35 protein-coding genes are annotated in these 25,048 nt (G+C 59.6%); 7 read left to right on the forward strand and 28 right to left on the reverse strand.

The window, feature by feature from the left end; genetic code table 11:
• Positions 1-299 precede the first annotated feature (299 nt).
• Complete coding sequence (locus DEM27_RS10280) at positions 300-683, forward strand: thermonuclease family protein (protein WP_205908890.1); 384 nt, start codon at positions 300-302, stop codon at positions 681-683.
• Positions 676-939 carry a hypothetical protein gene (locus DEM27_RS10285; protein ID WP_109458116.1) on the forward strand — a complete coding sequence of 88 codons (264 nt, stop codon included), beginning with the start codon at positions 676-678 and terminating at the stop codon, positions 937-939. Before DEM27_RS10280 ends, DEM27_RS10285 begins: the two co-directional genes overlap by 8 nt.
• Here the strand turns inward: DEM27_RS10285 and DEM27_RS10290 are convergent.
• The 9 genes from DEM27_RS10290 to DEM27_RS10330 form a co-directional block, all read right to left on the reverse strand.
• On the reverse strand, positions 929-1,627 hold the full coding sequence (locus DEM27_RS10290) for a sunset domain-containing protein (RefSeq protein WP_109458117.1): 699 nt from the start codon (positions 1,625-1,627) through the stop codon (positions 929-931). The genes DEM27_RS10285 and DEM27_RS10290 overlap by 11 nt on opposite strands.
• On the reverse strand, positions 1,611-1,817 hold the full coding sequence (locus DEM27_RS10295) for a hypothetical protein (protein WP_109458118.1): 207 nt from the start codon (positions 1,815-1,817) through the stop codon (positions 1,611-1,613). Before DEM27_RS10295 ends, DEM27_RS10290 begins: the two co-directional genes overlap by 17 nt.
• Positions 1,814-2,083 (reverse strand): hypothetical protein, encoded by a 270-nt coding sequence (locus DEM27_RS10300; RefSeq protein ID WP_109458119.1) that lies wholly within the window; start codon positions 2,081-2,083, stop codon positions 1,814-1,816. The genes DEM27_RS10295 and DEM27_RS10300 overlap by 4 nt, the downstream gene beginning before the upstream one ends.
• A gap of 132 nt (positions 2,084-2,215) precedes the next feature.
• Positions 2,216-2,461, reverse strand: a complete 246-nt coding sequence (locus DEM27_RS33550; RefSeq protein WP_128755479.1) for a hypothetical protein — start codon at positions 2,459-2,461, stop codon at positions 2,216-2,218.
• Positions 2,461-3,546 carry an N-acetylmuramidase domain-containing protein gene (locus tag DEM27_RS10310; protein ID WP_109458121.1) on the reverse strand — a complete coding sequence of 362 codons (1,086 nt, stop codon included), beginning with the start codon at positions 3,544-3,546 and terminating at the stop codon, positions 2,461-2,463. The genes DEM27_RS33550 and DEM27_RS10310 overlap by 1 nt, the downstream gene beginning before the upstream one ends.
• A 77-nt stretch (positions 3,547-3,623) precedes the next feature.
• Positions 3,624-3,980: a hypothetical protein gene (locus DEM27_RS10315; RefSeq protein WP_109458122.1), complete on the reverse strand. Its 357-nt coding sequence runs from the start codon at positions 3,978-3,980 to the stop codon at positions 3,624-3,626.
• Entirely contained in the window at positions 3,980-4,228 is a 249-nt protein-coding gene (locus DEM27_RS10320) for a hypothetical protein (protein WP_128755480.1), read from the reverse strand. Before DEM27_RS10320 ends, DEM27_RS10315 begins: the two co-directional genes overlap by 1 nt.
• Positions 4,229-4,236: 8 nt before the next feature.
• Complete coding sequence (locus tag DEM27_RS10325) at positions 4,237-5,076, reverse strand: ORF6N domain-containing protein (RefSeq protein ID WP_109458124.1); 840 nt, start codon at positions 5,074-5,076, stop codon at positions 4,237-4,239.
• Positions 5,077-5,124: 48 nt separating this feature from the next.
• Entirely contained in the window at positions 5,125-5,292 is a 168-nt protein-coding gene (locus tag DEM27_RS10330) for an Arc family DNA-binding protein (protein ID WP_109458125.1), read from the reverse strand.
• Between the two features lie 82 nt (positions 5,293-5,374).
• Between DEM27_RS10330 and DEM27_RS10335 the strand changes: the two genes are divergently transcribed.
• Together DEM27_RS10335 and DEM27_RS33940 are read left to right on the forward strand one after the other, a co-directional pair.
• Entirely contained in the window at positions 5,375-5,938 is a 564-nt protein-coding gene (locus DEM27_RS10335) for an Arc family DNA-binding protein (protein WP_109458221.1), read from the forward strand.
• Positions 5,939-6,339: 401 nt separating this feature from the next.
• The gene (locus DEM27_RS33940) at positions 6,340-6,585 is read left to right on the forward strand and encodes a hypothetical protein (RefSeq protein ID WP_109458127.1); all 246 of its coding nucleotides are present in this window, start codon (positions 6,340-6,342) and stop codon (positions 6,583-6,585) included.
• 42 nt (positions 6,586-6,627) lie between these two features.
• On the opposite strand, the gene DEM27_RS10350 is transcribed toward DEM27_RS33940, so the two are convergent.
• The 4 genes from DEM27_RS10350 to DEM27_RS10365 are packed head-to-tail and all read right to left on the reverse strand — an operon-like array spanning position 6,628 to position 10,142.
• Entirely contained in the window at positions 6,628-6,858 is a 231-nt protein-coding gene (locus tag DEM27_RS10350) for a hypothetical protein (protein ID WP_109458128.1), read from the reverse strand.
• Positions 6,855-8,435 (reverse strand): hypothetical protein, encoded by a 1,581-nt coding sequence (locus tag DEM27_RS10355; RefSeq protein ID WP_109458129.1) that lies wholly within the window; start codon positions 8,433-8,435, stop codon positions 6,855-6,857. Before DEM27_RS10355 ends, DEM27_RS10350 begins: the two co-directional genes overlap by 4 nt.
• Complete coding sequence (locus DEM27_RS10360; protein WP_109458130.1) at positions 8,435-9,508, reverse strand: hypothetical protein; 1,074 nt, start codon at positions 9,506-9,508, stop codon at positions 8,435-8,437. The genes DEM27_RS10355 and DEM27_RS10360 overlap by 1 nt, the downstream gene beginning before the upstream one ends.
• 1 nt (position 9,509) lies before the next feature.
• Positions 9,510-10,142 (reverse strand): hypothetical protein, encoded by a 633-nt coding sequence (locus DEM27_RS10365; RefSeq protein ID WP_109458131.1) that lies wholly within the window; start codon positions 10,140-10,142, stop codon positions 9,510-9,512.
• 79 nt (positions 10,143-10,221) lie between these two features.
• Here DEM27_RS10365 and DEM27_RS33555 point away from each other — a divergent pair, with 79 nt between their 5' ends.
• From DEM27_RS33555 to DEM27_RS10375, 3 genes are all read left to right on the forward strand, one after another.
• Positions 10,222-10,503, forward strand: coding sequence for a hypothetical protein (locus DEM27_RS33555; RefSeq protein WP_128755481.1), 282 nt, complete (start codon positions 10,222-10,224; stop codon positions 10,501-10,503).
• A gap of 62 nt (positions 10,504-10,565) precedes the next feature.
• Positions 10,566-11,120, forward strand: a complete 555-nt coding sequence (locus tag DEM27_RS10370; RefSeq protein ID WP_109458132.1) for an ATP-dependent Clp protease proteolytic subunit — start codon at positions 10,566-10,568, stop codon at positions 11,118-11,120.
• Positions 11,121-11,368: 248 nt separating this feature from the next.
• Positions 11,369-11,728: a hypothetical protein gene (locus DEM27_RS10375; protein ID WP_109458133.1), complete on the forward strand. Its 360-nt coding sequence runs from the start codon at positions 11,369-11,371 to the stop codon at positions 11,726-11,728.
• Here DEM27_RS10375 and DEM27_RS10380 read toward each other — a convergent pair.
• The 15 genes from DEM27_RS10380 to DEM27_RS10445 form a co-directional block, all read right to left on the reverse strand.
• Positions 11,725-13,668, reverse strand: coding sequence for a hypothetical protein (locus tag DEM27_RS10380; RefSeq protein ID WP_128755482.1), 1,944 nt, complete (start codon positions 13,666-13,668; stop codon positions 11,725-11,727). The two genes, DEM27_RS10375 and DEM27_RS10380, sit on opposite strands and share 4 nt — an antisense overlap.
• Before the next feature lie 12 nt (positions 13,669-13,680).
• Positions 13,681-14,418 (reverse strand): hypothetical protein, encoded by a 738-nt coding sequence (locus DEM27_RS10385; RefSeq protein WP_109458135.1) that lies wholly within the window; start codon positions 14,416-14,418, stop codon positions 13,681-13,683.
• Positions 14,415-14,900, reverse strand: a complete 486-nt coding sequence (locus DEM27_RS10390) for a hypothetical protein (RefSeq protein ID WP_109458136.1) — start codon at positions 14,898-14,900, stop codon at positions 14,415-14,417. The genes DEM27_RS10385 and DEM27_RS10390 overlap by 4 nt, the downstream gene beginning before the upstream one ends.
• Positions 14,897-15,988: a DUF4214 domain-containing protein gene (locus DEM27_RS10395; RefSeq protein WP_109458137.1), complete on the reverse strand. Its 1,092-nt coding sequence runs from the start codon at positions 15,986-15,988 to the stop codon at positions 14,897-14,899. Before DEM27_RS10395 ends, DEM27_RS10390 begins: the two co-directional genes overlap by 4 nt.
• Positions 15,989-16,731: 743 nt before the next feature.
• The gene (locus DEM27_RS10405; RefSeq protein ID WP_109458139.1) at positions 16,732-17,217 is read right to left on the reverse strand and encodes a hypothetical protein; all 486 of its coding nucleotides are present in this window, start codon (positions 17,215-17,217) and stop codon (positions 16,732-16,734) included.
• 3 nt (positions 17,218-17,220) lie between these two features.
• On the reverse strand, positions 17,221-18,060 hold the full coding sequence (locus DEM27_RS10410; protein WP_109458140.1) for a hypothetical protein: 840 nt from the start codon (positions 18,058-18,060) through the stop codon (positions 17,221-17,223).
• 20 nt (positions 18,061-18,080) lie between these two features.
• Entirely contained in the window at positions 18,081-18,473 is a 393-nt protein-coding gene (locus DEM27_RS33560; RefSeq protein ID WP_128755483.1) for a phage tail fiber protein, read from the reverse strand.
• Between the two features lie 29 nt (positions 18,474-18,502).
• On the reverse strand, positions 18,503-18,757 hold the full coding sequence (locus tag DEM27_RS33565) for a hypothetical protein (protein WP_128755484.1): 255 nt from the start codon (positions 18,755-18,757) through the stop codon (positions 18,503-18,505).
• Positions 18,757-20,829 carry a hypothetical protein gene (locus DEM27_RS10415; RefSeq protein ID WP_109458141.1) on the reverse strand — a complete coding sequence of 691 codons (2,073 nt, stop codon included), beginning with the start codon at positions 20,827-20,829 and terminating at the stop codon, positions 18,757-18,759. The genes DEM27_RS33565 and DEM27_RS10415 overlap by 1 nt, the downstream gene beginning before the upstream one ends.
• Entirely contained in the window at positions 20,829-21,515 is a 687-nt protein-coding gene (locus tag DEM27_RS10420; RefSeq protein ID WP_109458142.1) for a phage adaptor protein, read from the reverse strand. The genes DEM27_RS10415 and DEM27_RS10420 overlap by 1 nt, the downstream gene beginning before the upstream one ends.
• On the reverse strand, positions 21,515-21,958 hold the full coding sequence (locus tag DEM27_RS10425; protein ID WP_109458143.1) for a hypothetical protein: 444 nt from the start codon (positions 21,956-21,958) through the stop codon (positions 21,515-21,517). Before DEM27_RS10425 ends, DEM27_RS10420 begins: the two co-directional genes overlap by 1 nt.
• 51 nt (positions 21,959-22,009) lie before the next feature.
• Positions 22,010-22,429 carry a hypothetical protein gene (locus tag DEM27_RS10430; protein ID WP_109458144.1) on the reverse strand — a complete coding sequence of 140 codons (420 nt, stop codon included), beginning with the start codon at positions 22,427-22,429 and terminating at the stop codon, positions 22,010-22,012.
• Between the two features lie 15 nt (positions 22,430-22,444).
• Positions 22,445-22,981, reverse strand: coding sequence for a hypothetical protein (locus tag DEM27_RS10435; RefSeq protein WP_109458145.1), 537 nt, complete (start codon positions 22,979-22,981; stop codon positions 22,445-22,447).
• Between the two features lie 67 nt (positions 22,982-23,048).
• Positions 23,049-24,047, reverse strand: coding sequence for a N4-gp56 family major capsid protein (locus tag DEM27_RS10440; protein WP_109458146.1), 999 nt, complete (start codon positions 24,045-24,047; stop codon positions 23,049-23,051).
• A gap of 33 nt (positions 24,048-24,080) precedes the next feature.
• On the reverse strand, positions 24,081-25,019 hold the full coding sequence (locus DEM27_RS10445) for a hypothetical protein (protein WP_109458147.1): 939 nt from the start codon (positions 25,017-25,019) through the stop codon (positions 24,081-24,083).
• Between the last annotated feature and the right edge of the window lie 29 nt (positions 25,020-25,048).

Here is a 25,048-nt window from a genome sequence, read left to right on the forward strand (position 1 = left end):
GCTCCCCAATCTCCGTTGGTTCCAACCGGAAGAAGGACCGGCGCGGCTTCAATCGGCATGGCGGGGCCATATAAGCGGCAAGATAGAATGGCGCGACGTGCCCACGGTGACGAAAAGAGAGACCGCCCATGACAATGGTTGAGAGAGTGGCGAGAGCGATTGCCCTTAGCATGGGAGGGAAAATCACCGTCCGATCGGCTGGCTCTTCTTCAAGAGCTAATGCGGCTCGGATGGGTGAAGGCCTGGCGCGGCGATGACGGCCTTATCTGGTATCAGAGGACTGGCGGGGAATGACCAGCATCGCCACTACCCTCCTGCTGTGCACGTCGCTTGTCGCCGTAGATGGAGACACGGCCCGCTGCAAACCAAGCGGACAATTGCTGCGCCTGCTGGGTGAAGGCGTCGCCGGGGAATACGGCGTCGATGCCCCGGAGATCGGCTCCCACGCTAAATGCGACAAGGAGCGAAAGCTTGCCCTATTGGCAAAGCGCCGGCTGAAAGAGCTTCTATCCCGCCCCGGTATTCGGGTATCATGGGACGGCGCGGTGGACGCAACACCGAAGCACCGGCCGCTCGTGAACATCTATCTTCCGAGTGGTGAAGAAATCGGAAAGAAGCTGCTTCGAGAAGGATTCGCGCGGGAATGGCGCAAGGGCAAAAAGGTGGATTGGTGCAATGAATAGCAACGCAATCATCAAGGTCTGCAGTTATTGCAAAGGCGCCGGCTTCCTCCGCGTGAAGCGAGAAGACGTCCCGCCGCAGATGAACATTGCCCGCGCCATCGTCATTCGGGCCAACGGCCAGAAAGAGCCTGCGATTACGTCTGGCTACCAGGCAGACAACAGGATCGTGGAACTCGAATTCAAGTGCAATCGCTGCCGCGAAACCGGAGAGGTGATGTGGACCCGCGGCAAGTCGATCTCCCCGCTTATCTCTTGAGCGCCCTGTACCCCGCCGCCTGCGCTTCCTTCTCCGTCCGGTAACACCTCGTCGGGATAACCTGATCCCTATAAGGGCTATCTGGGGTATGGTACGCCCTGCCCTGTCCTACCCAGATGGGGCGGTCTTCTGGGCACGGAGGCCGATAGTTGCCGTGTAGGCGGTAGAAGCGGGCTGAGTCGTCTTCTGGCAATGTCGGCATTCTGGTGCCGGCGAGGAATGCCAGGAACAGCGCCAGAGACCCACAGATAACCAGCCAGACGAGATTGGGCATCCTCTCAACCCGGCGGGTGGCGATAGGCGAAAACGTCATCATCGCAAAGCCGGCCGTCATCATCGCTCGGCCAAAGCCAGACGTAGCGGTCCCGAGCCAACTATCCGGCTGCCCTAGCACCACCCACAGGAAGCCGTACAGGCCGACATAGCAGGAGCCTAGCGCCAACAACATGATGCCATAGACCCCCAAGTGACTGTAGGAGCCGAAGTCATCAACGGTGTCGCGCTGCTGCTGAAACACCACCCTGTACGTCTGTGGCGCATAGACAAAGGCCGTGATCGACCCGGACACCAGCAGCGTCAGGGACATGGCGCTGGACAAATACGGGTTCGGCGTCACCAGCCCCGCCAGCCAGTAAAGCGCGATGGCAACAAGCGTACCAAGCAGCAGCCGGTTATTGATTGTCTTCACGTCCGGCCTCCGCCATCATGCGCATAACGCCTGTCATGTTCTTCATCACGCGAGACCCGGATTCGAGCACCTGCGTGCTTTGCCGGATGTCCGCTTTGTGCCGGGCTATCTCGCGATCAATGGCGCGCACCTGGTGGTGCATGGGATCCGGCCCGAACAGCCTTGCGATGAAATCGCCAACAATCGTCATGGCCGCGCCCTGTCCCGCATGAACGTGAGCATTTCCTTCATCGCCTCGGTGTTGGCCGCCATGTTGTTCTTCAAGACCTCACCGAGTACCGCCCACTGCTTGGCGTCTTCCAGGTGCTCTTTCTTGGCCTGCAGCAACTCGTTGTGAGCCGAGCGTAGCCACAGCACCAGGACCACCACCGCGGCCATCAGCAGCACAGCTACGGCGCCGATGATGCCGAAATCAAGGATTGACTTGCCGGCGCCGACTACGAGTTCGTCAGGCATTATTTCCTGCAGCCGGCTTGTTTTTGACATGTGCGATTGTGGCTGGCGACTTGGTTGGCAAAGCCGCGGTCGTTGGCGATGATGAATTGTCGAGTGCCCGCCGACGGCGTCAGCGTTTCGAATCCAGAGCCATCATTCGCACTTGTCGAGCACCCACTTACCGCCAAGCTCAACGCAAATAGCAGCATCAGATAGCTTGCTGATTTCGACATTCGTCTTGCTCCGTTCTCGGATGAGTTCCATGGATCGCTGGAGGGCTGCCGTACGCTCCAGATCGCGTCCGTCGCTACGGCCGCTGTAGTAGGCGGGGATAGAGATGGCTAAGGCGCCGAGCACGCAGCCGGCGCCGATCTTGAGCCAGTCGAGCACGCCGAACATCAGGCCTGCTCCACAGTGCGCTTAGACTTCCACCAGCCATAAATGGCGTAGATTGCAAGGCCGGTACCGATGGCGCCAGAGACCGCCAGCATCGAATTGGCAACGGTGTTCGCCGTCTCGGTGTTGATGCCGGTCACATAGGCGGCCATTTCGGCTATCTGGTCACGAGCGGCGGTAACGAGAGCGAGGGGCGCCAAACTCTTCGCAGCGTCCTTCACTTCCGGCACTTGCGAGACCGGTAGCGCACCCGGCTTTTCTTCTGGCGATGCCTGAAACTCTTTCAGCTTTCGCATGGTCTCAGGGCCGGCGACGCCATCGGCGGTCAGCGAATTTGCGCCCTGGAACCGGCGCAACGCCGTATCCGTGCCGGTCCCGAAATCGCCATCAACAGCAGTCGGGAATCCAGCGCGGGTCAGTAGCACCTGCACTTCACGGACGCCCTGCCCCTTTGACCCCAAGCGGAGCATACCGGCCGATGGATTGAACGTGATCGGCGACGTTCCCTTGGCGTAGCGCTCATAGGCCGCCTTCATCTTCGTATCGTAGGCGTTGGTCTTGTACGCCGGCCCGTTATAGCCGCGAGCGAACCCGGCCCAGTCTTTACGGAGCAAGGCACCGGACAAGTTGAACGCCTTGATGAACCGGACCATCAATTCAACCTGGCCCTCGATCCCGCTCCGGGCCGTCTCGACCATATCGACGACGCTAGAATAGCCGAGCTTCTTCCAATGGCTGCCCATGACCTGACCGGCGCCCCAAGACGCGCTCTCATAGGCTGCCTGCTTATCCAGCGCCGCGGCGCGCTCGAGCAGATCCCACCGCGCCGCCTGATTGGATGGGTTCTTGACGCCGCCTGCCTTCGGGGACGCCAGACCTTCCCGAACCGCCTTGTCCCGCATCATCGGGTGCACCAGCTTGTAGAAGTAGTGGCCCTCATAGCGGATAAGCGGTTCGTCCCTGCCTTTCACGTTGGCGAAGACCTTGCCCGCACTCTCGACCTCAACCACGGCCTTCAATGCCGCCGGGTCATAGCCGTGCGCTTTCGCGATACGGTCAATCGACCGCGCGACTTCTGGAGATAGCATCTGATTGTCCTTTGATGGGGGGATGAAAAAAGGCGGCTCCGCTAAGAACCGCCTTCCTTAATTTGATGTGCTCGACGTTACGCCGGCAAGGTTTCGAGGTAGCCAATAACCGCCTGGATCAAGCGGCCTTCTGCCGGCATCCCACGGACACCGGTGTCGTCATCGAAAGCCAGCTTGAGCGCGGCGATGGCGCCGTCCCTAGTATAGGCTGGCTGGTCCCACTCCTGCAGTAAGGCAAGAGGAGGGCCGTAGCTCTCATCGGTGTAAGCCATCGCCCCCTCATTATCTTCGGGGCTGAATTTGAGCCACTTCTCCAAGCCATCCTGATAATCGCGGATGGCCGAGAGTAGAGGATCGTAGGCCACAATGCCGATGGTGGCAGGCGCGCTAACCGAGAAGGCTATCGCGCCGCGGAGGATGTCGCGGCGCTTCATTATGCCGCCCTCCCCGTCAGATCTTCAATGCGGGCTGCGCCGAAGGACGCTTTCAGGCTAACCGCCTCTTTCACCGCATCCTCATGACTAGCGCCGTCCCACATGCCGATCCGGCCGCCGTCCGTCTCGATCACGCTGACGAAATACCGGAAGGACCCAATCAGGGTCGGCACCGTGCGCCGGCCAAACTCGCCTTCTATGACGGTGGGGCCGGTTACCCGGCCTCCGTCAATTTCGATATGTGACACGTTCTCCATTATGCGGCCTCGCCGCCGATAATGTCGCGCAGCGTCGCGACGATGTTTGAAGCCCAGCGAAGCTGCCGCGCCTGCCCCGTTTTATTGCTGCGCTCGACATCGACCATTACGCCGCCCGCCTTGATGCCCTTTTCGGTCGGCTTCCAAAAGCCATGGCCCTTGCTGTCGCGTCCCCCGATCTGGAAACCGTGCTCCGAAAGGAGGTGATTGACGCGGATTGCGGAAATCGCCCCGAGCTGCTTCCCGATGTCCGTTGCGGTTAGCAGCACATCGTTCTGCGGCGCTTCCATGTGCGGGATGCCCATGGAATCAAGATAGTCGAACCCAGTCGCCTTCCGTGTCGACCGGTTGGCAGCGATCAGCCGCTGATTGCCGGCAAGTCCGGCCAAGCCAGCGATCTGAAGCGCCTGCCGCATGAAGAGGCGGGTCTCGCGAGCGGCGCGGTCGAGGTGAACAACCTTTGCCGTTTCGACGATCTGCTCGACCGCGAAATAGCGCTCGATCATTTCATCGAAAACTTCCCAGGCTTTGTCGTCGCCGAGGGTCTTCGCGATCTTGAGATAGCCCCTTTTCGTGATGAGCGTCGCGCGAGCGGTGCGGCGAGGCAAAACCCCTTCCAACGACATCCGACGGATTTCGTCGGATGTCAGTTCGATGCAGTCGTCTCCATCGACGAAGCGCTCCCGGTTCTCACGGAAAGACCGCCCTGCCGTTCCATCAGGCCGCTTGTGCACCTTATCGATCATGGCGAAGGTCACGACCTGCTGGCCGCGGTATTCAATCTTCCGGATGTCTGTTCCGGCAATTTGCACAGAGTTACGTTTGCTGCTATCTTCCATAGCGCGATCCTTTCTACATGACTGGGTTTAGAAGAGCGGGACGGTTTCTCAGGCCGGTGTCCCGCTCTTTTCGTTTTCGGAGCGCTCCATCTTTTCCTTGAGCGCCAGAACGATCTCCGAATTTTGAGACCGCATATTCGTTGCCGCTTGGATCGCAAGCCAGCGCTTGATTTCCAGCGGAAGAACGACTTTGAACTGCTTGGTTGCTTCGGTCATTTTCTCCTCTATGTACCTAATAGGTTTCTTGTACCTAATAGGTCCGATTGCGTCAAGTACCTTTTTGGTTCACTTAAATGACATGGCGCCAAAACAGACTGACCCACAATTCAAGCTTCGAATGACCCCTGAGATTAAGGAGGCCATCGAAGCCGCTGCTGCGGCTAACAACCGGTCAATGAACGCTGAAATCCTCTCTCGCCTGGATGACAGCTTCAGCACCCACGCCACCGACGAGATCATTGAACTCGACGAACAACTCACCAAAGCAGAGGCCAAGATCGACGTCCTCAAAGAGATGCTGCTGATGGTGACGGTCTCGATGCCCAGCACACCGGCTAACGAGGAAACCTTCTTCGGCATCCGAAACATTATTCAGATGATCGAGAATGATCCTGAAGCAGCCTTGCGCGCCAAGGCGGCCATCAGCGAAAGCCGTTCTCGTCCGCGCGGGCTGGATCCGAAACCCAAGGATTCGAACGCCTCTCCTGCCCAGCCCGAAGAGCCAGACGCCCGCGGCCCCAAACCCAACATCCACGCAAAGGGCGACCGTCGCGTGAAACTCCCTGAAACTGGGGCTGGCGGCCCATCCTCTCAGCTAGGCGCCCCAGCTAGGATGCGTAAGGAAACATTCCACCGCAAGTAGGCGGCGTCTGCGCTTCCGCATCGTTCAGGTTTGTGAGAATTTCGAGGAATGAGCCTGATTCACAACGAGCGAACAAAACTGCTTGCGAATGCGCTGGACCGAGCCTCGACGGCTTGCCTGACGGTAGGTGTATTTGCTCCCATCGCTGCAGCCCTTTATTCGGCGACGAGTTCGATATCGGCCACTCCGGTATTTATCGTGGGCGCCGTTTGTTGGATTTTCACCGCCGTAGTGTTACATATATCGGCGAGACACATTCTCAGGAGGCTGCAATGACTGGACTTGAGCTATTTGCGTTCGTCATTCTCCCGCTCGGTATCGCAGCGGGCGGCGCAGCGTTGGCTTTCTTTTACGGCCGCGGCGGCAAGCGCCACATGCACCCCGGCGAGTAATCGCATAGGATGAACGACCCCGACCGCGATTTCAACAAAGACCTCGACCTGCCTATCATGTCTATGCGAACAATTGCGATTGGCACTGGGGCAGGCTTAACCTTTTGGGCGATCACTACCTATTTGAGCGATCTATCGTACGTTCTGCCGTTTGTGATCGGCGGACTGTTTGCGTCGGCTGTGCATCTCGAAACACAGATCATTTCTCTTCGCAAAGAGATCAAGCGGTTAAGGTCCAACAGGGGCGACATCTAAGTTGAGCGACATCAAAAGAACCCATCCAAAGAATATCGATCTTCACGAATCCGAATGGCACCACTCAGGCAAAACCGAACCTATCCTGGGGTCTGGAGCCAATTGGTTTTTCAAGGTCACGGTGCCGACGATCGCGTTTGGCTTCTTGGCAATGCACGCCGCAAGCTGGTGGATACATACTACCATCAGATTTTTTGGCTTCAATACCGGGCTTGCGATCGGGACGATCAGCGGCCTGGCTGTCGCTTTCTTCTTGGTGAAGCCATCATTCACTCTCTTTTTCTGGTTGCAAGACTCGTTTCTTCGGCTGCTAGGCCGGGGATAAGCCGCGTCGTCCGATGTTCGAGCGCGCCGAGTACTGGCGCGTTACCAGATGCTGCTGCATCGCGCAGCGCACTCGCGCCGCGAAGAGCGGCATTGTCCGCTGCCTTCGATGCGGCGAAGCCGATCCCTCCAGGCACCGCGCTGCCGATCACACCGCCGACGGGGCCGCCAAGGAACGTGCCAACCGCGCCACCGACGCCGACGCCACCGGACAGTGAGACAACACCACGCGGCGCCCATTTTGCGAGCCAGTTTACGGCAGTCGGGGTCATTTCGCCCTTCGCCATTTTCCTCACAAGCGCGACTTCCTCCTGGGTGAAGCCCTTCACTTTGCCAGAGCTGATCTTGCTGTAGAGCTGTGAGGCCTTATCGCGGATCGCGTTCTGCAATCCGGACTGCGAGTACCTGCCGGACTTGACGTCGGCGAGATCGAGCATTTCCTCGACAATCTCGGTCTTCGCCTTTTTCGCCCATAGATCGCGCGCCTCCTTCAGCAGCTTGAAGCCGCCGGCATCGCCGTCCACCTCTGCCCGGCCGGCGCGATCGGCAAATGCGTCCATCGTGCTCTTCATTTGGGTCAGCGTGCGAACGTCTTGCGGATCCGCGTTCTTCATGACAAGGCCGATTGTCTGCCGCAACTCGTCGAATTCGGCTAAGCTTAGCGGCTTGCCGGCCATCGCCTGAATGTCGTCGACGACGCCAGCCGTCTTGGGCCTGAGATCGCGATTGATCCGACCGGCGAGGACGGTCATCTTGTTGACAAGCTTGTCCATGGCCTCCGGCTTGATGACGACCCCAGCCGCATCGGCCTTCTGGTAGAGGGCGCTCGACGCCTCTGCCAATTCATCGACGGATGGCGCTGCGGCCTCGGCAGCCCTACGAGCGGAACGGCCAGCCAAGGCGTCTCCGGCAGCCGAAAGAGCGCCTCCGGTGATCGCGCCAATACCGGCTCCCATCGCAGCGCCGCCAAGCCGTTCACCTGGATCGGACTCCCCTGCACCGGCAACGGCACCAACCGCGGCACCCTCGCCTGCCGCCCGCAAGGCCTTGCCACCCATAGTCGTTGCGCGGCCGGCCGTGGACATCGCTTGTGCTGCCGAACTACCAGCTGCGATCGACCCCGCAATTTCACCCGCGAGCGACAGAACTGGGTTCTGATCGCGTTGCGCCATCTTCTTCAAGTTGGCGTCGGATCTGGCACTCTCGTAATCGCCAGTTAGGCCGCCTGCCGTGTTGACTGCGGCGCTGGCCTCGTCGTCCCAGCCAAGCAGGGCTGCGCGCTGCGCACCGGACGCGAAGGCATCGACGCCCTTGGCGATAGAGCCGAGCGGGTTCATCGATCCTGCGTAGATGCCGGAATTGTAGAAATCGTCGCGATCCTGCTTGGCCGTCTCAAGCGTCGGCCCGCCGCCAATCCCGAGGCTGCCGGCAATCTCCATAACCGTCGCCTCTTGATCCTCCGGGGAGAGGGAAAGGAAACTGTCGTCAACCTCGATGCGTCGACCTTCAATGTCTAGGATCGGCATTATTCCAGCACCTTCCATTTGACCTTGGAACCTGCAGTTCCCGACGTCGGCTTGTCCTCGCCGATGGCGATCTTGTAGGCGTCTAGCGGGTTTTCGAGCGCCTGGATCTGCTGGCGCCCGGCCTCAGGCGTGATGCTACGATCGGCGACGGCATCCGCGATTTCGCCAATCTTTGCGTCGTATTCGGCGATGCCCTTGAGTGTATCGAAGATGAGCTTGTTGCCGCCCGGCTGATTGATGACGCGAGGAAGGGAGTTCCGGTACATCTGGACGTCAGCATCCGACATCGGACCGCTACCTGGCGTGCGCTGCTCAGGAACCATCCTCTCGATCAGCGCAGTTGCCGACTGAAGATAATCCAGGTTTTCGGTGTTGATGCCCATTTTGCCGAGGGACTCCTTGATCGCGGCTTCCGCTCCGGACGGAGATTTCTCCATCAACGCTTCCAGCCGCTCAATCTGGCCCATTCGCCCGCGAGCCTTCACGCCGGCATCGGACATCGCCGAGAAATTTTCAGCGTTTTTCTCGTCCAGCTTTTTGTAGAACGAGTCGCCCTCGCCATTGTTGAGATTGACCGTCGTGCCACCTCCTCCGACTTCGAGGATCTTGCCGGTCTGATCGACCTGATAGGGCTTCTTCGGGTCGAGTCCGCGAGCCTCTTTCTCCGCCGGGGTCAAGTCGCGCACAGTCTCGGTTCGCTGAGAGATGCGATTGCCGGCCTCGTCGGTAATCGGCACAGCCGTAGTTCCCCTGCGCACGTAGTCGCCATCGGTGCCGCGGTAGACATCGCCAGAATTCTGCTCCTGCAGGCTTAGGGTACGCTCTTGAAGCCCCAGAGACTTGTTCCGATAATCAGCGTCGGCCTCTCGGGTCAGTGCGTTCTCACTGGACTGGAATGCGCGGCTTTTTTCATCCTGCTCAGCTTGGAAGTTGCGGGTCTCGGCGGCAAGTTGCCGATCGCGCTCGAATTTCAGTTGGGCCAGGGCCTCTTCGCGCTTCGCCTTCGCCTGCTCGACAACGCCATCGCCATAGCCCTTTGCCATTCCGCCAAGGATCATTCCAAGCCCAACCATATCAAGCCTCCTGCGGCATCAGCCCGCGACCAGCAGGCGTTTGAGATTGATCTTCTGCCGGCGCGCGGCCGCGCTGGTCACGCTCGGCTAAGCCGACCAGCATCTTTTCCAGATCGCCCGACTGATCCATGGCCTGCAGCTTCTGCATGTCCGCCTGCGCGTCTTGCTGTTTGATCTGGCCGGACTCCTGCATCATGACGCGGACGTTATCGAGGGTCCGGAAATACGCCGTTTCGAGGTCGTCTGGGTTCTGGGAGAAATCGTGAACCTCGGCCTCTTTCGAAAGCTCGGCCAAATCCTCAAGGATTTCCGTCCCGGCATGGAAGGCCACGATACCGTCGAGCTCCACACCCGCCTGCTGCGCCGACTGCATGACGCGCGAAATGATCACGGCTGCCGTCTGCGCCAAACCCTCGATCGGATCACCCTCGCCCTCCAGCATCTGGATGACGCGGGGCAGCATCTTCTGATCGTAGGTGATATTCATCGCGTTCGCGACGATCTTGTCGTACTGCTGCTGCTCTTCCGGCGTGGCTTGCTCCTCGCCGAAGTTCGGCTGCTCAGCCTGGCCGGGCTGCTGCGGCGCGCCGCCCTGCGCTTGCGCTCCGTTAATGACTGCGCCTAGACCTGCCATCAGGCTCTCCTATTCAATTGTCAGTTGATTCTCGCCGTGGTCAGGCGTAGCTTTTGACGATCATTTTGGGAGGATGATCATGAAAACTGCACTTCTTCTTGCCGCATCGCTGCTCGCCTCAACTCAAGCCAGCGCCGCTTGCTACGGTACGCGAGCATATCAGAACTGCTATGATGACAGCGGCAACACGTACACGATCAATCGGTACGGCAATACGACCCACATGTACGGCAACAACAGCCGAACCGGTTCGAATTGGAGCCAGGACAGCTATTCGTTCGGCAACTCCGTCAATCACTATGGTCGGGATTCCGACGGGAACAACTGGAGCTCTACCTGCTACAACGGGACCTGCTACTAAGCGCCCACTCGACTCCTGCGTGAATCATGCCATGATGGCCTCGCCATAAGAGGGAGGGGCAAGTGCGTTCTACTGTCGTATTTTCAGCGGACATTACCGTCGCATCCGCGCAAAACTTCGCAACCATTCTATCCAACATGGTTTCCCAGAAGTACACCCATTTGACGATCGGGATCAACAGCACTGGAGGAGGCGTACAGCCAGGAGTGTTTCTCCATAACTTGCTGATCTCGATGCCGATGGAAATCACAACGCACAACATCGGCAATGTGGATTCTATCGCGAACGTCGTTTTTCTTGGCGGATCACATCGTCGAAGCTGCCACTCCTCGACTTTCATGTTTCATGGCGTTGGCTTCGATCTTTCCGGCAACGTAAGAATGGAAGAGAAGAACCTCACCGAGCTGCTCGACAGCGTAAACGCGGACCACGACAGGATTTCCAGAATAATTTCATCTCGAACCGAGTTGGCGGTTGAGGACTGCCGGCAATTGTTTAGTCAACAGAAAACCCGAGGGGCCGAATGGGCACTCGAAAACGGCATGGTACACGAGATCTGCGACTTCTCGATGCCAAGCGACGGCAGTGGGTTTGTCTTTACCGGAGCGTTGGGTTGACTGCACCTTCGCGACGGCCGGCAAAAGCTTCAACGCCGTACGGAAGACCATTGCATGAGACAGGTCTAATCGATGCTCCCAGACAAGCGCCAAGTTCATGGCGCGCGTTTCTGACGCTGCCATAAGGCAGGCCTTCGACGTGTACCAAAACGCCGAGGGCCTTTGCTACGTAATGGATTACGGCTAGACGGACACCCATCTTCATTTCCTCTCAATGTTGTGACATCCTCAGTTCAGGAGGAACGTCTATGCGCTTGATTGCTACTTCTCTGCTTGTGTTGGTTGCTGTCCAGGGCGCGTGGGCCGGATGTGGCAACTATACGGATGGGTCACTCGACGAGCCGGCGCCGATGGTCATCATCTGCTTCGACGGCAAATGCGAAGATGCGAAGATGGAATTCGAATGCGGCAATGCTCATGGCGCCCAGATCGGTTATTCCGGAGGCTGGCGGGTCGAGTATGCCACTAAAGAGCCGGCGCCAGGACAAACGGAGTATTCAGACGATACCGAGTCGATTGTCTCGCGAAACGGCGTGAAGGTCGATGAAACCAAGGTCTCCTGTAAACCGATCACTAAAGATGCGTGCAGGTTCCCCAGCGACCCTTAGGCGAGCGATGTTCGCCCCCATTTCTCTGCCGGCGTCGGGCGGCTGATGTATTTCCCGATAAAAGACTGAACCGGGTCTGACGGCTTTTCAGCGGCGGTCTTGTCGGCCTCCGGCTTGCTGTCCGGCGTTCGCTCATTCCTCGTCCCGCCGCTGTTTGGCTCAGTGCCGCGCGGCGTTCCACCAGCCCCATTGACGACGGAGCCAACGACAGCCTGCCCGATTGTTGGTTTCCCAGCCAGGGTCAGTGCCCCGTTAACAAGACTGGCGCCCAAACCGATGCCTGGCACCATGCCTATACCAACATCAAGGGCACCAGCCGCGACTTTCTCTCCAGTCGTCAAATCTCTTTTTGGGTCAGCATCGACGGTTGCAGCGGCATTTTGGTTTGTGTCGCGCCCTAAATACTTGTTCGCGAACCTGTCAACCGTTCTCGTAGTCGCGCCGGTAGCGCTATCGTCAACACCATAGCCGCGCAGAGACACAGATGGTGCAGTATCATCCGCCCACCCAGAATCATCTTTCGCAGGACGACGACCATTCCACTCGCTGAAAGCGTTTGGCCCTACGACATCGTTGCTGACCAACCCATCAGCGAGGCCTTTCACCGTGGAGAACCCAACAGAGGCCTTGTTGCCGTTGAATCCGTCGTAACTGCTCACGCCCGAGGAATTTGCAAACCCTGCCCACTCTTTACTCAATTTGTTGGCGAATTTGCTCGGATTAATATTTCCGTCTTCGTCGGTCGCCTGGTTCGCGCGATTATCGATCAACCCGGCAGCGATGCGATCTTGAACGGACTTCGTGAACTTCGTCGTATCGGGGTCAATCCCCAGCGACTTCACCGCCATTGCGAGCGTGTCTTTGCGGGTCTGGTATGCCCCGACTGCCGTCGATGGATAGCCAGCCGCGATCATTCCGTCCTGGAGTGCTTGGACTTCCGAAATCGTCATGCCAGTGAGATTTGCGTGCGTGGGGTTCCCTTTCCTGCGGGAATTAACCAATCCATTGTAAGGATCGGTCTTCTGCGCCTCTGCCTGCCGGATTGAAGCAAGCGTGCTTTCCAAAGCATTGTATTTTGCCAGGGATGCGTCTTCTGCCTCGCGAAAGCTCATCGACGCGGCAGCAGTCGTACCGGGTGCCGGCTTGCCGCCGATCGTGCTCAGGCCCGCAGTCTGCAGCGACTTGGCCGCCTGGTTATAGCCGTCCAGCGCCGACGTTCCATCAGACGAAAAACCGGCAACGCTCACACCGGGACCGGCGCCGTTCATTTCCGACGGCGAATCCCCGCGAAATGCAGCGCTGTATTTCGCCGTCGGCGTGTTTTGGGCGAAGCGGCCGTTGTCGAAGGAGACGCCGAGGCCTGGGCCTTGGCCTTTCTCGCTCGGGCTGTCGAGGCCGCCGGCCGCCGTATAGCCGCGCGAAGATTTGCTGAGAGCGCCGCCAAGGCCGGTGCTCGCCGGCCCCATCCGGCCGCTATCGAACGATCCACTCGCTGGTGACGCGCCGAACCGGCCGCTGTCGAAACCTAGTGCGCTGCCGAGGCCGGCTCGCGCAGTTGCGCCTGATCCTTTGGTCGTGCCGACGCCGCCCTTGGCAGAAACGCTCATCGAGCCCTGATTACCAAGGCTGACGCTGCCTACCGCGCCGAGACCGCGTCCGGCGCCAGCTGTGGAAGTGCCTTTTGTCGACGTGCCGGTCGCGGATACGCCCTTTGACGACGTGCCATCGCGGTTGGTCTTGCCAGTCGATCCGGACGCGCTTTTGCCGGCGGAACCGGGCGCTGACGATTTTGAACCAAGGCCGACGCCAGGACCAGGTCCGCGTTCGGAAGGCGAGTCAGCGCCGCCCGCTGCCGAGTATCCGCCGGCCGACTTGCTGGTCGAGGACTTGGAATCCTTGCTCTTGGAACTCGTGCCCTTGGAGCTAGTGCCTGTTGCCATTGCAGTTCTCCGTCAGGTCAGAACGATGCGGCCGACGCCGGGGTCATAGCGGTAGCTCGAGCGCGACGGCGACTGGTGCAGGACACTCGGATCGACCTTGTAAGAATCAGTGACGCGGGTCTGCTGTTCGCGGGCGAAGTCTCGCTGCTTTTCGTACTCGTCCTGCTGCGCGCGCAGTTTTTCGTATTCCATCAGGCCGGTACCGAGGCCTGCAATCAGATTGCCGCCCTTTTCCGAGCCGAGGAAGTTCATCAGCCCATTCCCGGTTGTCTGCTGTGCCGTCGCCGCAGTGGACGCGGTCGGCGTTGTGAGGCCCGTCTGTGTGAGGCCGGTCGGCGTAGAACCGGGAATGGACCCGGTCACAGTAGGATCGACACCCGCGCTGCTGGCGCCGGCCGCGTTCGCCCCGGAGGCGTAACCGGAAATGCCACCAGTCAGCGCGCCGCCAAGGCCGCCCATCAAAGCGCCCTTGCCAAAGCCCTGACCCGTCACCGCGCCGATCGTTCCGCCAATCAGCGCCCCGAAACCCGCCTGCGTCACCGCGCCGCCGATCACGTTGCCTAGCACCCCGCCGCCGGCAAGATTGCCTATGATGCCGGACAGTCCGCCGGACGCCATTGAGCCTGCGCCTGAAGCGGCCCCGGCCGTGAACAGGCTCGACCCCACACCGGCCACCGCCGAGCCGACACGCGCGACCGCGCTGCCGACGGTCGAGAAAACCTTGGTGATACCAGCTGCAACACCGCTCATCGGACGGCCTCCCTGTAAATGACGCCGTAGCGCTTCAAGCCGAGCCGCTTCAGGACAGCGGCCGCCTCTTCCGGATTGTCGCGGATGATCGCTGTCGATCCGCATTTGACTTCAACGACTTCGGGGCAGGACTTCGCCCAATTGATCATCCCCTTCATCAGGGCATATGGGTCGCCAGGCTCGACGATGTTGCTGGCAACCCAGAACAGGTCCGTTGCCATGAGTTTGTCGCCGATGACGCAGACGCGAACCAGCGTCCCTAGTATGAGGCCGGTGACGATGCCGTGGGATTCCGAGACCTGCACCCAGCACGCGCCGCCATGGCTGTAGCCGTGCCGCTGAATGGCCTGCAAAAGCAGCCGCTTTGCCTCTTTGACGTCGATCGCCCCAACATTCTCCCTCGCGTAATGCGAACGCGAGAACGCGTCTTGAAGCAACTCGACGATGGCCGGAATGTCTTCGAACTTGGCGTTTCGGATCATTGGAAGCTCTTGATCTCGGCCTCGATCGTGGCTTTCGGAGTCCCGCCAAGGAGGCGGGCGACCCAATAGTTTAGATCGGCGTTCGTGGCCTCTCTCTTCAGGGCTGACTGATAGACGCTCTGCACGAAGCTACGGGCCTCCGCTTCAGACACGGCAGCCGCCGAGTTCTGCCCCCAATCCAGGCTGACATCGTACATCTGCTCGACAAGGCTCAAAACCTTGTCGCGGTAGGCGTTGGCCGATGCCAGATATGCAGTGCGATCCGCCGCGGACAGGTTGGTGTTGTTCATGATGTTCTGGACCTGCGTATTGTAGAGCTGCTCCATGCCCAGAAGCGTCGAAGCTGCAGAATTGCGATCCGAGCTGTTGAGGTTCCAGCCGGCCAGCTTCTCTTGCAGGGCACGATCGAGTTTCCGCTCTGCGGTCTGGTAGCCGATGTCCTGGGTCTGCAGGTCCGCGGTCGCCTTGATTTGCGCTGCCTGGAGAGCGGCGGCAGACCCGAGTTGCCGCTCCTGCATCCTCATCTGCGCGTCGTAGCCAATATTGGTCAGATTCTCCTGCGCGGCTTGTGATGCATTCTGGGAGGCAAGAGGCACTGCGGCAGTGTAGGCTGAGTCCTGCACGGCACTCGCCGCGATCGACGAGTTGAGCAGCCCGCGCCGGTTGGCTGTGCGGAGACCGGCCGTAGTAGCCTGGCGCATCAACGGGCTTTCCGGGTCCATCAGGCGCATCAGGTTGTTTTGCACGTCATCGTCGCGGCGGGTGTAGTTCCAGCCAGAGGAAGCCTGCACAGCCTGGGGAACCTCAGCTTTTGCCGAAGTATCCTTCATCCCGGTGAAACCGGGGTTGTTTTTCAGGACGCCGTAATCGTTATAAAAGCGATCCGTTTCTTTCGGCGCTGAGTATGTCGGGGCCTTGTAGCCGGACGTGGTCCGCTCTGATGCGCCCGCATCGTAGATCGCTTTTTTGACGTTCGACGCATCGTAGCCGCTGCTCTTCCAATAATCCATCTCGGCCGCACTCGGTGCGCGACCAAGTGCAGATTTATAAGCGGAATAGACGTCTGTATTCCCGACAGCAGTTGCCATAAGGATCTCCTAGATTTTGATAAGGATGGAGAGTTTTCGGCTACTCGTCGTCCGCCAATAGGGCGAGGAGCTTCTTGCGATGATCCTTGCTCATGGCATAGCCGAGTTCATGTATTGTGCGTATGCGAACGCCAAGTGGGCTGAGCTTGTCACGCAGGGCGCTGACGAGGCAGCATATCGCCACGCGCGGAGCTACGGGTGGATATCCGCCGTAGATAATCGTTTCCAATCCCTCGTACGTGGCGGCCTCGCGGTTGAGGACGTTTTCGAGTACCAGCCATTGGCGCCGTGATATTCCGAGTCTCACACGAGCAGCGATTTCGAGAGAGGCACTTGTCATGGTCCAATCTGAATGGAATAAACCGTCCCCGCGACAAGTGCAGATGTTGCAAAATTCGCGATCCAGGTTGTAGGACCATATGTGGACCATCCAGCGCCTTGCGGAGTGTATCCGACGCCGTTCACATATACCTTTCGACCGGAGACAAGTGACAGAAAATCATAACCAGCGGAAGGCGTGCCAAAAACCACCTGAGTTAACAGATATGTGGTTGAGTAAACGAAGTCGATCAACGTGATCCCAGCAACGGGGATGGGTTGCCCAGATATCGACCCACCGGCGGGGTAGTCGCCGCTCGCTCCAGTCGAGTACCCCCTATCACCAGAAATCGTTGCTGCGGTTAAGTTTATGGCAGGATATGGTAATATCGCACCACCGGGATGAAAAAATGGGAACGGAAAAGTCATTGTAGCAACTGCTTCGCTGCGTGGGTGAAGCCATTTACCTTCGTGATGAAGATGAAATAATCATGACCGTTGGTTGTCGTGAGGGTGTCACCGGTGACCTTCGAGAAACCGGAGAACGTGATCGCGCCAGCAGACCCGTTGTTCGTATACTGGATGATGATTGTGTAATCACCAGAAACAGAAGGCGCGGCCAAAGTATGTGCCCCGCCGTTCACGGCACGCTTCATGTTGCCGCCTGCCGGTGTCGGCGTATAGGTGCCTGACGATTTCGTGCCGTCATTCACAGCCGTCGTCGTGAAGCCGGCCGTCAATGCCCCGTCTGTTGCAAGGCGCACGAATACAGAGTTGAGGGCCGCACTGATCCATGCGAGAATTTGCGTACCCGTGACCTTCTTCGATGTGCCGGAATCGTTGACCTCGTACTCCATTCCGGATACGGCGCTCGACGCGGCCGACAGTTGAGAAATCTTGACGTCTGCCATCGGTTACCTCGTAAGTTTCCAAACGCCGCTGTGCTTGGCGTAGATTTTGACGACCTGTTTCCACTGGCCGCTGTTTTTGATGAATGTCGCAGCTCGGTCGTTCCAAACTCCCCCGAAATGCACATCGACGTTGCTGACCGTGATCTCGATGTTCGGCACAACAGAGAGAAAGGTGGATGCGGAGAAGTCCGAACTCGTGACGCGGACATCGCCGTTTTCGGTAATGCGTCGGTCGCCGGCCTGGGTGATACGAGTTACGGCAGTTCCGAATTCCCCCTGCAGCTTGAAGCCACCACGCAAGAGGACAGAAGACGTTATCGGGAAATCGAAGGCCGCGTTGTGGATCAATTTCGCCCCCGCAAAAAAAGCCGATGTCGCGATGAAATTGAAAGACGCCTGCTTGGTGAGCCTCCCGGTCGGCGTAAAAGATGCAGATGAGAGCAGATCAAAACCGATATCTCTCGTAAATCCGGCCAGGAAGAAAACCGCGCCGTCAGATGTCCATTCGAACTCCGCGTTATGGATGACCTTGCCGGCGATGGAGAAGTTTGCGGTCGATGACCAATTGAATGAACCTTCCGACGAACTCTCCGTCGTAAGATTGAACAGGCTCTCCCCCTGCCATGTGAATTCGGCGTTCTTGACCTTGTCTGCCGATAAGGATGTCGATGCCGTAGCGGTCCAGCCAAAAACGCCATAGACCCTTCGAAGGGCCAGGAACATCGTGGCAGCCGGACCGACAAACGAGAATGATGCAGTCGAGAAGCGTTCCGTAATGCGCGGATCGCCGGCTTCGGTAACGCGCCTGTCGCCCGCCTGTGTAAGACGATATCCATCCGGCATCGATCACCACCTGAATGCGGTCAGGCGAGCGTGATGTTGCCGGCACCGATTGCAAAGGACAGCGTATCGCCGTCGTTGACAGTCTTGGGTGCAGCAAGGTTGCCGTAGATTAGCATGGTTCCGCTGGTTGATGCCGTGAAGACGGCTGCAGACGTCACCGTTCCCCAATCACCACCGGAAGCGGTAAAATCGACAACGCCGGTGTTCGAAGTCGTGCCACCGGGGGATGACGCAGCACCGAAAGTGATTGCCTGACGGGCGTAGCCACTGCCGGATACTTCCGTCCCGCCACCGGAGTCGCTTGGTGCCGATGTGAAGAGAGCCAGATACCAAGCCGTAGGCCGCGTAGCGGTCTGGTTATTGAAGAGGAAATTCAGCGCAAGGACTTCCGCTGCATCAGAGAGTGCAGACATCGTTCACCTCGATTTGTTGGGTTGCGTGGTCAGGGAAGGACGCGGAAATGGATGTCGCCGTCTTCGCCGCCGGTGGGCGCTTCCGTCGAAATCGTGATGCGGCCGGGCAGTCGCTCGTCGACGTATTCGACAAGCTTTTCATCGATCAATTCCATGATTTGGGTAGCCGATAGCCCAGCATCGAAACCCTCCGAAATAGCCCGGAAGAGGTTGTTCACCGCCTCGGCGCGCGCCAACGTGGCGCGGGTCAGGGGAGAGTCAAAATTCCATTGTTCGTTTGCCATCAGCGCACCAGCCCGCGATAGGTAAAGTTGAAGGTCAGCGCGCTCAGGGTGTGCGGCTCTTCATAGGTCGCATCCGACAGGATGCCGATCGCCACATTCCGTCCGACCCCGTCGAGGTAAGCTTCCGCGATGCCCTGGATTGGCGCCGACCAATAGAATTCGTTCCAGTTCGCGTTATTCCAGAAGCCGCCGCTACCGCTGATATCGAAGCTCTGTTCTTGTCCTGGCGGCTGATCGGGGTCGCCATAGCCGAACTCCGCCGACATCGCGATTTGCGTGTCCGGCCCGGCATCAACCTCGAGAGTCGCTTTGTGGAACCGTTTCTTCTGCTGCGGGCTGCCGACCGCGTTGAAGGGCAGCAACATGAATGCACTGATCTGCTGGCCGTCGAAGCTTGTCCCTACATCCATCTGATAGACAAAGCCTTGGTCATCACCGACGAATAGCTGCTCGGCATCGCCGACTCCGTCGAACGGGCCGGCGCAGGAACAGGTCACCTGGATCTCAAGCTTGAACGGCAGGATCTCGGGCATCTTGCGGCCCATGTAGATCGTGATGCCGGACTTGTCCGACATGAAGAGCCGGTACTGGTCGGCCGCCCTGCTGCGGATGGAGGCGACAGCGACTGCGCCTGCCTTTTTCTTGGCTTTGAACCAAGGCGTGATCGCCTCGGTGATCGTGCCCATCCGCCAGTTGCCAAACGCCTGGGTCGTGGTCATCCGCCGAACCCCGGCGTCGTCCTGATAGACCGGGTTGCCGATCATCTGCGCCGTCCACTCTACGGCGCCAGCGTCATCGGCCAGTGGAGACAGGACGAAGTCTGTGCTGTCCGAGCCGGTCAGATACGAAACGCGGTTACGACCAAAGATCACCAGCGCCGACGACGCCGACTGCAGCATGTCTGTGACTTTGGAGCCGAACGTGAAGGAGCCAGCGTCATCAATGGCAAGGAACGACAGGGGCTCCCCAAGGCCAGAGAACTGGACTTCGCCGTTGTCGTAGCCAAGGAAGAGGTGGTTCGAGAATTCTGCGATGCGGGTCGGCTTGTCGAGCGCGTCGGTCAGCCCGGTTCGGATCGGCGTCAGATAAGTCCCGTCCCACATGAACGCGGGGCCGACACCGTTGCAGCCGTACATGCGATCAGTTTTGCCCGCGCCATAAAAGTTGTGGTTCACGAAGGCGTAGCGGCCGCCAGCCGGCAAAGTGATCGCAACCTGCGCGCCGGCAAGTGTCGCACTCCCGCTCGGGCTTGTGGCTACGCCGGCCGTAAAGCTGCCGCCAGCAATGTTGCTGACAACCAAGTAGCCGACCGCATCGTCCGTTCCCCAGGTTCCGGACGTCACGACGACGCGCCGGATGATTGCAGTCACGCTGCCCTTTGTGAGTGTCTCACCTTCGAGGAAAGCAGTCGTGCCGGTGTTGAATGCGACGGTGTGCCCGAAACTCTGCGCCTGCCAGCCTGTTGGGGATGACTTGTGCATGATGCACGCGGTGCCGCCAACGTTGTTGCGAAACGCATATACAGCCCCGTTATATGTCCAGACCCCGCGAACTGGGCCAGAACCGGGGACCGCCGCGATGGGCGTGCGCGTAGCCTCGATCGCCGCTCGGAGCCACAGCTTATCGTCCTCGTCGTTATCAGCTCCCTGCTCGATGGCGTCGCCATCAGCTTCCGCCACTTTCACGGCTGAGACTTCAAGGTCTTCACCATCATCGAAGGCGCCAGTCACGGCATAAAGAATGAGGTAGCCTTCAGCGTCGTCGTCCGCGTAACTTCCGCTCGTCACGGTGGCGTCGAACAGCGCCTTTCCCGTAGCCCCGGAGGTGTCACCGGTCACCACGTTTCCAGCAGCGATACCAGTCATGCCACCGGTAAACCGCAAGAGCCAGTAGGAGGCGGAAGAAGGGCGCGGCCGGCCGTCAAAACGCTCGTACCCGCCGATCCGGCTATATCCGCGAACCTCCGGCTCATAGTTGAGCGCTGCAATGCAGCTACCAGGGGGCACGGCAATGGCTGGCGTCACCAGGTTGAGGCCACCGCGGAGAAGTGTGGTTGAAGTCAGTTGCGGCATCAGGCAAGCGGCCCGCCGAGCGTGATGCGAGGCAACTGCTCGCTCTCCAGCTCAGACATCATGCGATTGTATTCGGCATTCCACAGCGGGAGCTGGTTCAGGCTTTCGTCGAACTCCGCCAGCAGCAGAAGCGCCTTCCAGACGATCAGTTCGTGAAACCGGGCGGGCATCTCGGGAACGTCAGCGTTGGCGGCAAGCACCTGCGGTGTCTTCCGGTAAGCACCTCGCAGGGTGTAGGTCGCATCAGGTTTCGGGAAGAAGACCAGGCGGCCGGCGGCATCCATGGTGAAGACCTGAGGCTTGCCGGTCTGATCACGGTTCGGGCCGACCAGATAGGCCTTGTAGAATTCATCCCATGTCTTGCCGTCTAGCAACGATTCATCAGAGACGCCAACCGACGTCTGATAGATCGACAGCGGTTGCGCCGTCACGAACTCGGCCAGACGGTCGAGCGACAGATCGCTGCCGCCATACCGCTGTTGGTTGGCCGTGAGGTTTGCCTGGAACTCGTCCCGCAGCCACAGCCAGCTCGGCCTGCGGTTCTGGATCGCCGTGTAAGCGCTCGCCGTCCACTGCACGAAATGCCGCAATCGGCCGACCTGCTCCACCACTGTAGGGGGCTGACCGACGCCGGAGACAGTTCCGGATTCGAATGCGGCGCGCTGGACGAGCTCGAGGAAGGTCATCAGGCCGCAATCACGCTGAACGGATACTGCGGGACTTCACGCGCGTCGCCGAGGCTGCCGTCGGGGTTGATGTTGTAGACGGTCTTCACGGCGTTCTTCAGCGCCTCGAAATAGGGCCGGCTGATTGGCGACGCGACGCCGCGGTGGACGACCATGGCGACGCCGTTGACGCCAAGAAAGACTGGATCGCTGCCGCCAGGTTCATCCTGTTGAGCGATGATGACCGTGACCGTCTCACGGTGCTCCGTCTGCAGCCCCACTGGTGTGGCAGCCACGGGGATTTCATCGTCAACATCGATCGTGTCGTCCGCAAAGCCAGCCGCCCGCATCTTGGCGATGATGGCTGGAGAGCCCATGCGATAGTTGACCTCAAGGCCGAGGTTTATGGTGGCAAAACTGGCAAGCTGCGCCGGCGTCGCGGTCGCGATCGTAATGGTTTTCATCGGGGGTCCTGTGAGGAAATGGCCGCTCCGGGATTGGAGCGGCCGATGGCGTTAGGTCGAGATCGCAACCGAACCGGTGTTCAGCACGACCTGGCCGTTACCCGCTGCGTCGAAGAAGACGATCAGGCTTTCGCCCGGGGCATTGAGCGTGATCGTCTTGTTCGTCCCATCCCACGTCCCTCGCGTCAGCGTGACGGTGTGCGCCGCCGTGCCGCTGGCTGAAGAGTCAAGGACAGCGAAAAAGCCAGCATGTTTCGATGCATCGGCAATCGTCGCAGCAATGACGACGCTGGCATGGTTCAGGTTCAGGGACTGGACACCCGGCGTCACCGCGCCGGATGCTGTAAGGGTCTGCGCGGTCCCCTCAAGCTCTCGATTGACGAGCGCCGTAAGAACGCTCGCGAGATCCTTGAGAGAACCGTTCGCAGCCTGCTGGATCGCAACAAGTGCGTCTGCTTTAGAGAGAGCCATATCCGGTCCCTCCCCTTACTGGTCAGCCCGGTACGCAACGTAGCGCAGCAGCTTGGCGGATTCGCTCACCGTGGAGCCGATCGTAAAGCCCCGAGCATCCGTGGCCTCGACGCCCTCAAAGCGAGAGAGCGCCGCGTTGCCCGTGGCGGACGCCGCGGCAACAGCGAATGCGACGTTGTGCACGACGTTGGCCGTGACAGTCGCATCGTTCGTGCCGGCGCCAACCTTGACGTTTTCCGAACCGAACGTGCCGGTCAGGCTACGAACGCTGAAGAAGCCTGCGGCATCGCCACCTGCCCACGTACCAGACGACAGCAACACCTCAGTGACCGTAGCCGTTGCGCCGGACGTTGCGCCGACGATGACATCACCAGCCCTGATTTCAGTCGTGCCGCCCGAGGAGAACGGGACGACCCATCCGAGGAATGCCGAGGTGACAAGGTCGCCGTCGGTTACGTTAAAGACTTCAACGAAGTCCGGGATCCAGCCCAGCTTGACGTTGAGAGCCGCACCTGTGCCGACAACCATGCCGACTTTGATCTGACCCTTCATTGGATCAATCCTTTCATGATGAATTGTAGGGATGGCGGGCTATTCACCCGCCACTGGATTGACCGGATCAGAGCGCGGTGGTTGCCACTTCGAGGCGAGCCATCCAGGCCTGGTTCAGGATCAGGGCGGCGTGCCAGGTCTTCCAACCGACGTAGCCGCGCTGACCGAGCGGGTCGTCCTTGGTCTTCTGGCCGACCGGAATGATCGACGGCGAGACCGCGCCCTGACCGCGAAGAGCCACCGTGCCCCAAGCGTCCTGACCGAAGAACAGGATCGGGTAGACGTCGGCGTTCGTGCCAGCCGTCGATACCATCGAACCCTTGGCCGCGCCGGCATTGGCAAACGGCGCCAGATCCGGCGACAGGATGTAGCGAACATCCTCGACGGAGCCGATCTCGTGCTCGGAAATCGGCGAGCGCTGGCCGTAGCTGGCGACAGGCACGAAGCCAGGAAGGTTTCGGATATCCGACTCCAGATCGGTATGGCCGACGGCGACGTAGGCTGCCTCAACCGCCTTGGTGCCGTAGTTCGTCGACGGCGCCAGAATGCGCGTGATCTTCTGCGACTTCTGCGCTTTCAGGGCGCGGACGACGGCGCGCTGCTTGGACAGCGAGATCGGCGTGTTGACGTCGGTGCGAACGGAGCCGTTTGCATAGGCGACGTTCGTGCCGGCCTTCACGATGCCGTAGTTCAGCGCCTCCATGGTGCGACCGATGTTCTCGCCGGACTGGAGAGATGCATCCTGCAGCACCGGGTCTTCGGCGAGGTCTTCGATGACGTCCGTGATTTCCACGACCTGGCCGTACTGCTTGAGCGACGTGGAGACGTCTTCATAGCCGAACTGCGTTGCTGTCGGAGTGACGCCCTCGACGAGCGGCGTGGTTGCCGCGGTGAAGACGCGAGGCCGACGGAACTTGATCGTGTCCGTCTTGTTCTTCGGCATCTGCTTCGTCACGGCGAGCTTTTCCAGCACCATGACGGGCTGGGCATGCTTGAGCATTTCGCGCTCAGCGTAGACGTTTGTACGCGGGGAAATGCCCCCGTCGGAGTAGCGAGTAGTGGTCATGAACTCACCCTTTCAAGGTGAAATTCGCTCGGCTTATCGGCGTGCGCGGGCCTGATCCTGGGCCTCGAAAGCATCCCAGATCGCTTGCGGGTCGCCATCTTCGGGAATCCCGGAGACGACCGGCGCGCGGCTGGATCGCGTTGGAGAGCTGGAGCCAGAAAGCTGGCGCTGTCGCTTGTCGCTGAGCGGCTGTTGAGGAGCTGCCGGCGCGGCCGGCGGGTTGATGAAGGTCTTGAAGGCGGAGATCAATTCGCCGACCTGTTGAGCGTCCGTGATGTTCTCGATGTTCTGAACAAAGGCATGCCGCATCCTGAGCGGCTGATCCTCGATCCAGTGCCTGAAAACATCGGCGTTCTTGTCCAGCAGATCTTCCCATCCGGGATGCTGCTCGGTCAGGAGGCGGGATTGCTCGTCGACGATGCTGTTCAGTTCGCGCTGGGCGGCCTCGATGCGGCCCTGCTCAACCCTGTCAAACGCGTCAACGCGGCCGGCGACAATGTCGATAGCCTGCGAAACCGGCCCGGCAACTTCCGGATATTCTTCCTTGATCTTCTCGATCGCCTTACGATGATCCTTATCGCCGGCCGCAGCGGGCGTCTGGATCGTGTTCTGCAATTCTCGAATGCGGCGCTGAAGGGCGGCTTGGCGGCCCTCGTCCGATCGCAGTTTCTGCTCGACCTTGTTCTTCTCGGCCTGCAGGGCTTCATAAGCCTGCCGGGCCTTCTCGGGATCTGACCATATCTGCGGGTCGATCGCAGCAGGCTGCGCCTGATCGGCCGTCTTCTCGACCTCGGTGGCTACTACGGCAGCCGGTTCACCTGGCGTTCCCTCGCGGCCCTCTTCGAGCGGCGGCTGGTCGTCCGGCTTGTCTGCGGCTTCAAGCTCATCCCAGATCGCGGCCTCGTCGGCGGCGACGTCCTGATTTTGAGCAGCAGTGTCCTTTTCGTCGGGGATAGACGTTTCCGTGGTCATGGCTTCCTCAGTGAATTGAGCGGCCGCAG

Origin of the sequence: Rhizobium album, from assembly GCF_003122325.1 — a bacterium.
Classification (GTDB): domain Bacteria; phylum Pseudomonadota; class Alphaproteobacteria; order Rhizobiales; family Rhizobiaceae; genus Metarhizobium; species Metarhizobium album.

Coding starts and splice junctions, on each gene's coding strand:
- DEM27_RS10325 (WP_109458124.1), bottom strand. CDS start 5,076: ATGGAAGATAGCAGCAAACGTAACTCTGTGCAAATTGCCGGAACAGAC.
- DEM27_RS10385 (WP_109458135.1), bottom strand. CDS start 14,418: ATGAGCGGTGTTGCAGCTGGTATCACCAAGGTTTTCTCGACCGTCGGC.
- DEM27_RS10435 (WP_109458145.1), bottom strand. CDS start 22,981: ATGAAGGGTCAGATCAAAGTCGGCATGGTTGTCGGCACAGGTGCGGCT.
- DEM27_RS10355 (WP_109458129.1), bottom strand. CDS start 8,435: ATGCCGATCCTAGACATTGAAGGTCGACGCATCGAGGTTGACGACAGT.
- DEM27_RS10310 (WP_109458121.1), bottom strand. CDS start 3,546: ATGCTATCTCCAGAAGTCGCGCGGTCGATTGACCGTATCGCGAAAGCG.
- DEM27_RS10300 (WP_109458119.1), bottom strand. CDS start 2,083: ATGCCTGACGAACTCGTAGTCGGCGCCGGCAAGTCAATCCTTGATTTC.
- DEM27_RS10420 (WP_109458142.1), bottom strand. CDS start 21,515: ATGACCTTCCTCGAGCTCGTCCAGCGCGCCGCATTCGAATCCGGAACT.
- DEM27_RS10360 (WP_109458130.1), bottom strand. CDS start 9,508: ATGGTTGGGCTTGGAATGATCCTTGGCGGAATGGCAAAGGGCTATGGC.
- DEM27_RS33550 (WP_128755479.1), bottom strand. CDS start 2,461: ATGTTCGGCGTGCTCGACTGGCTCAAGATCGGCGCCGGCTGCGTGCTC.
- DEM27_RS10335 (WP_109458221.1), top strand. CDS start 5,375: ATGGCGCCAAAACAGACTGACCCACAATTCAAGCTTCGAATGACCCCT.
- DEM27_RS10315 (WP_109458122.1), bottom strand. CDS start 3,980: ATGAAGCGCCGCGACATCCTCCGCGGCGCGATAGCCTTCTCGGTTAGC.
- DEM27_RS10395 (WP_109458137.1), bottom strand. CDS start 15,988: ATGGCAACTGCTGTCGGGAATACAGACGTCTATTCCGCTTATAAATCT.
- DEM27_RS10380 (WP_128755482.1), bottom strand. CDS start 13,668: ATGGCAACAGGCACTAGCTCCAAGGGCACGAGTTCCAAGAGCAAGGAT.
- DEM27_RS10295 (WP_109458118.1), bottom strand. CDS start 1,817: ATGACGATTGTTGGCGATTTCATCGCAAGGCTGTTCGGGCCGGATCCC.
- DEM27_RS10430 (WP_109458144.1), bottom strand. CDS start 22,429: ATGGCTCTCTCTAAAGCAGACGCACTTGTTGCGATCCAGCAGGCTGCG.
- DEM27_RS33555 (WP_128755481.1), top strand. CDS start 10,222: ATGAAAACTGCACTTCTTCTTGCCGCATCGCTGCTCGCCTCAACTCAA.
- DEM27_RS10410 (WP_109458140.1), bottom strand. CDS start 18,060: ATGCCGGATGGATATCGTCTTACACAGGCGGGCGACAGGCGCGTTACC.
- DEM27_RS10440 (WP_109458146.1), bottom strand. CDS start 24,047: ATGACCACTACTCGCTACTCCGACGGGGGCATTTCCCCGCGTACAAAC.
- DEM27_RS33940 (WP_109458127.1), top strand. CDS start 6,340: ATGAACGACCCCGACCGCGATTTCAACAAAGACCTCGACCTGCCTATC.
- DEM27_RS10390 (WP_109458136.1), bottom strand. CDS start 14,900: ATGATCCGAAACGCCAAGTTCGAAGACATTCCGGCCATCGTCGAGTTG.
- DEM27_RS10425 (WP_109458143.1), bottom strand. CDS start 21,958: ATGAAAACCATTACGATCGCGACCGCGACGCCGGCGCAGCTTGCCAGT.
- DEM27_RS33565 (WP_128755484.1), bottom strand. CDS start 18,757: ATGGCAAACGAACAATGGAATTTTGACTCTCCCCTGACCCGCGCCACG.
- DEM27_RS10285 (WP_109458116.1), top strand. CDS start 676: ATGAATAGCAACGCAATCATCAAGGTCTGCAGTTATTGCAAAGGCGCC.
- DEM27_RS10365 (WP_109458131.1), bottom strand. CDS start 10,142: ATGGCAGGTCTAGGCGCAGTCATTAACGGAGCGCAAGCGCAGGGCGGC.
- DEM27_RS10405 (WP_109458139.1), bottom strand. CDS start 17,217: ATGGCAGACGTCAAGATTTCTCAACTGTCGGCCGCGTCGAGCGCCGTA.
- DEM27_RS33560 (WP_128755483.1), bottom strand. CDS start 18,473: ATGTCTGCACTCTCTGATGCAGCGGAAGTCCTTGCGCTGAATTTCCTC.
- DEM27_RS10445 (WP_109458147.1), bottom strand. CDS start 25,019: ATGACCACGGAAACGTCTATCCCCGACGAAAAGGACACTGCTGCTCAA.
- DEM27_RS10330 (WP_109458125.1), bottom strand. CDS start 5,292: ATGACCGAAGCAACCAAGCAGTTCAAAGTCGTTCTTCCGCTGGAAATC.
- DEM27_RS10415 (WP_109458141.1), bottom strand. CDS start 20,829: ATGCCGCAACTGACTTCAACCACACTTCTCCGCGGTGGCCTCAACCTG.
- DEM27_RS10375 (WP_109458133.1), top strand. CDS start 11,369: ATGCGCTTGATTGCTACTTCTCTGCTTGTGTTGGTTGCTGTCCAGGGC.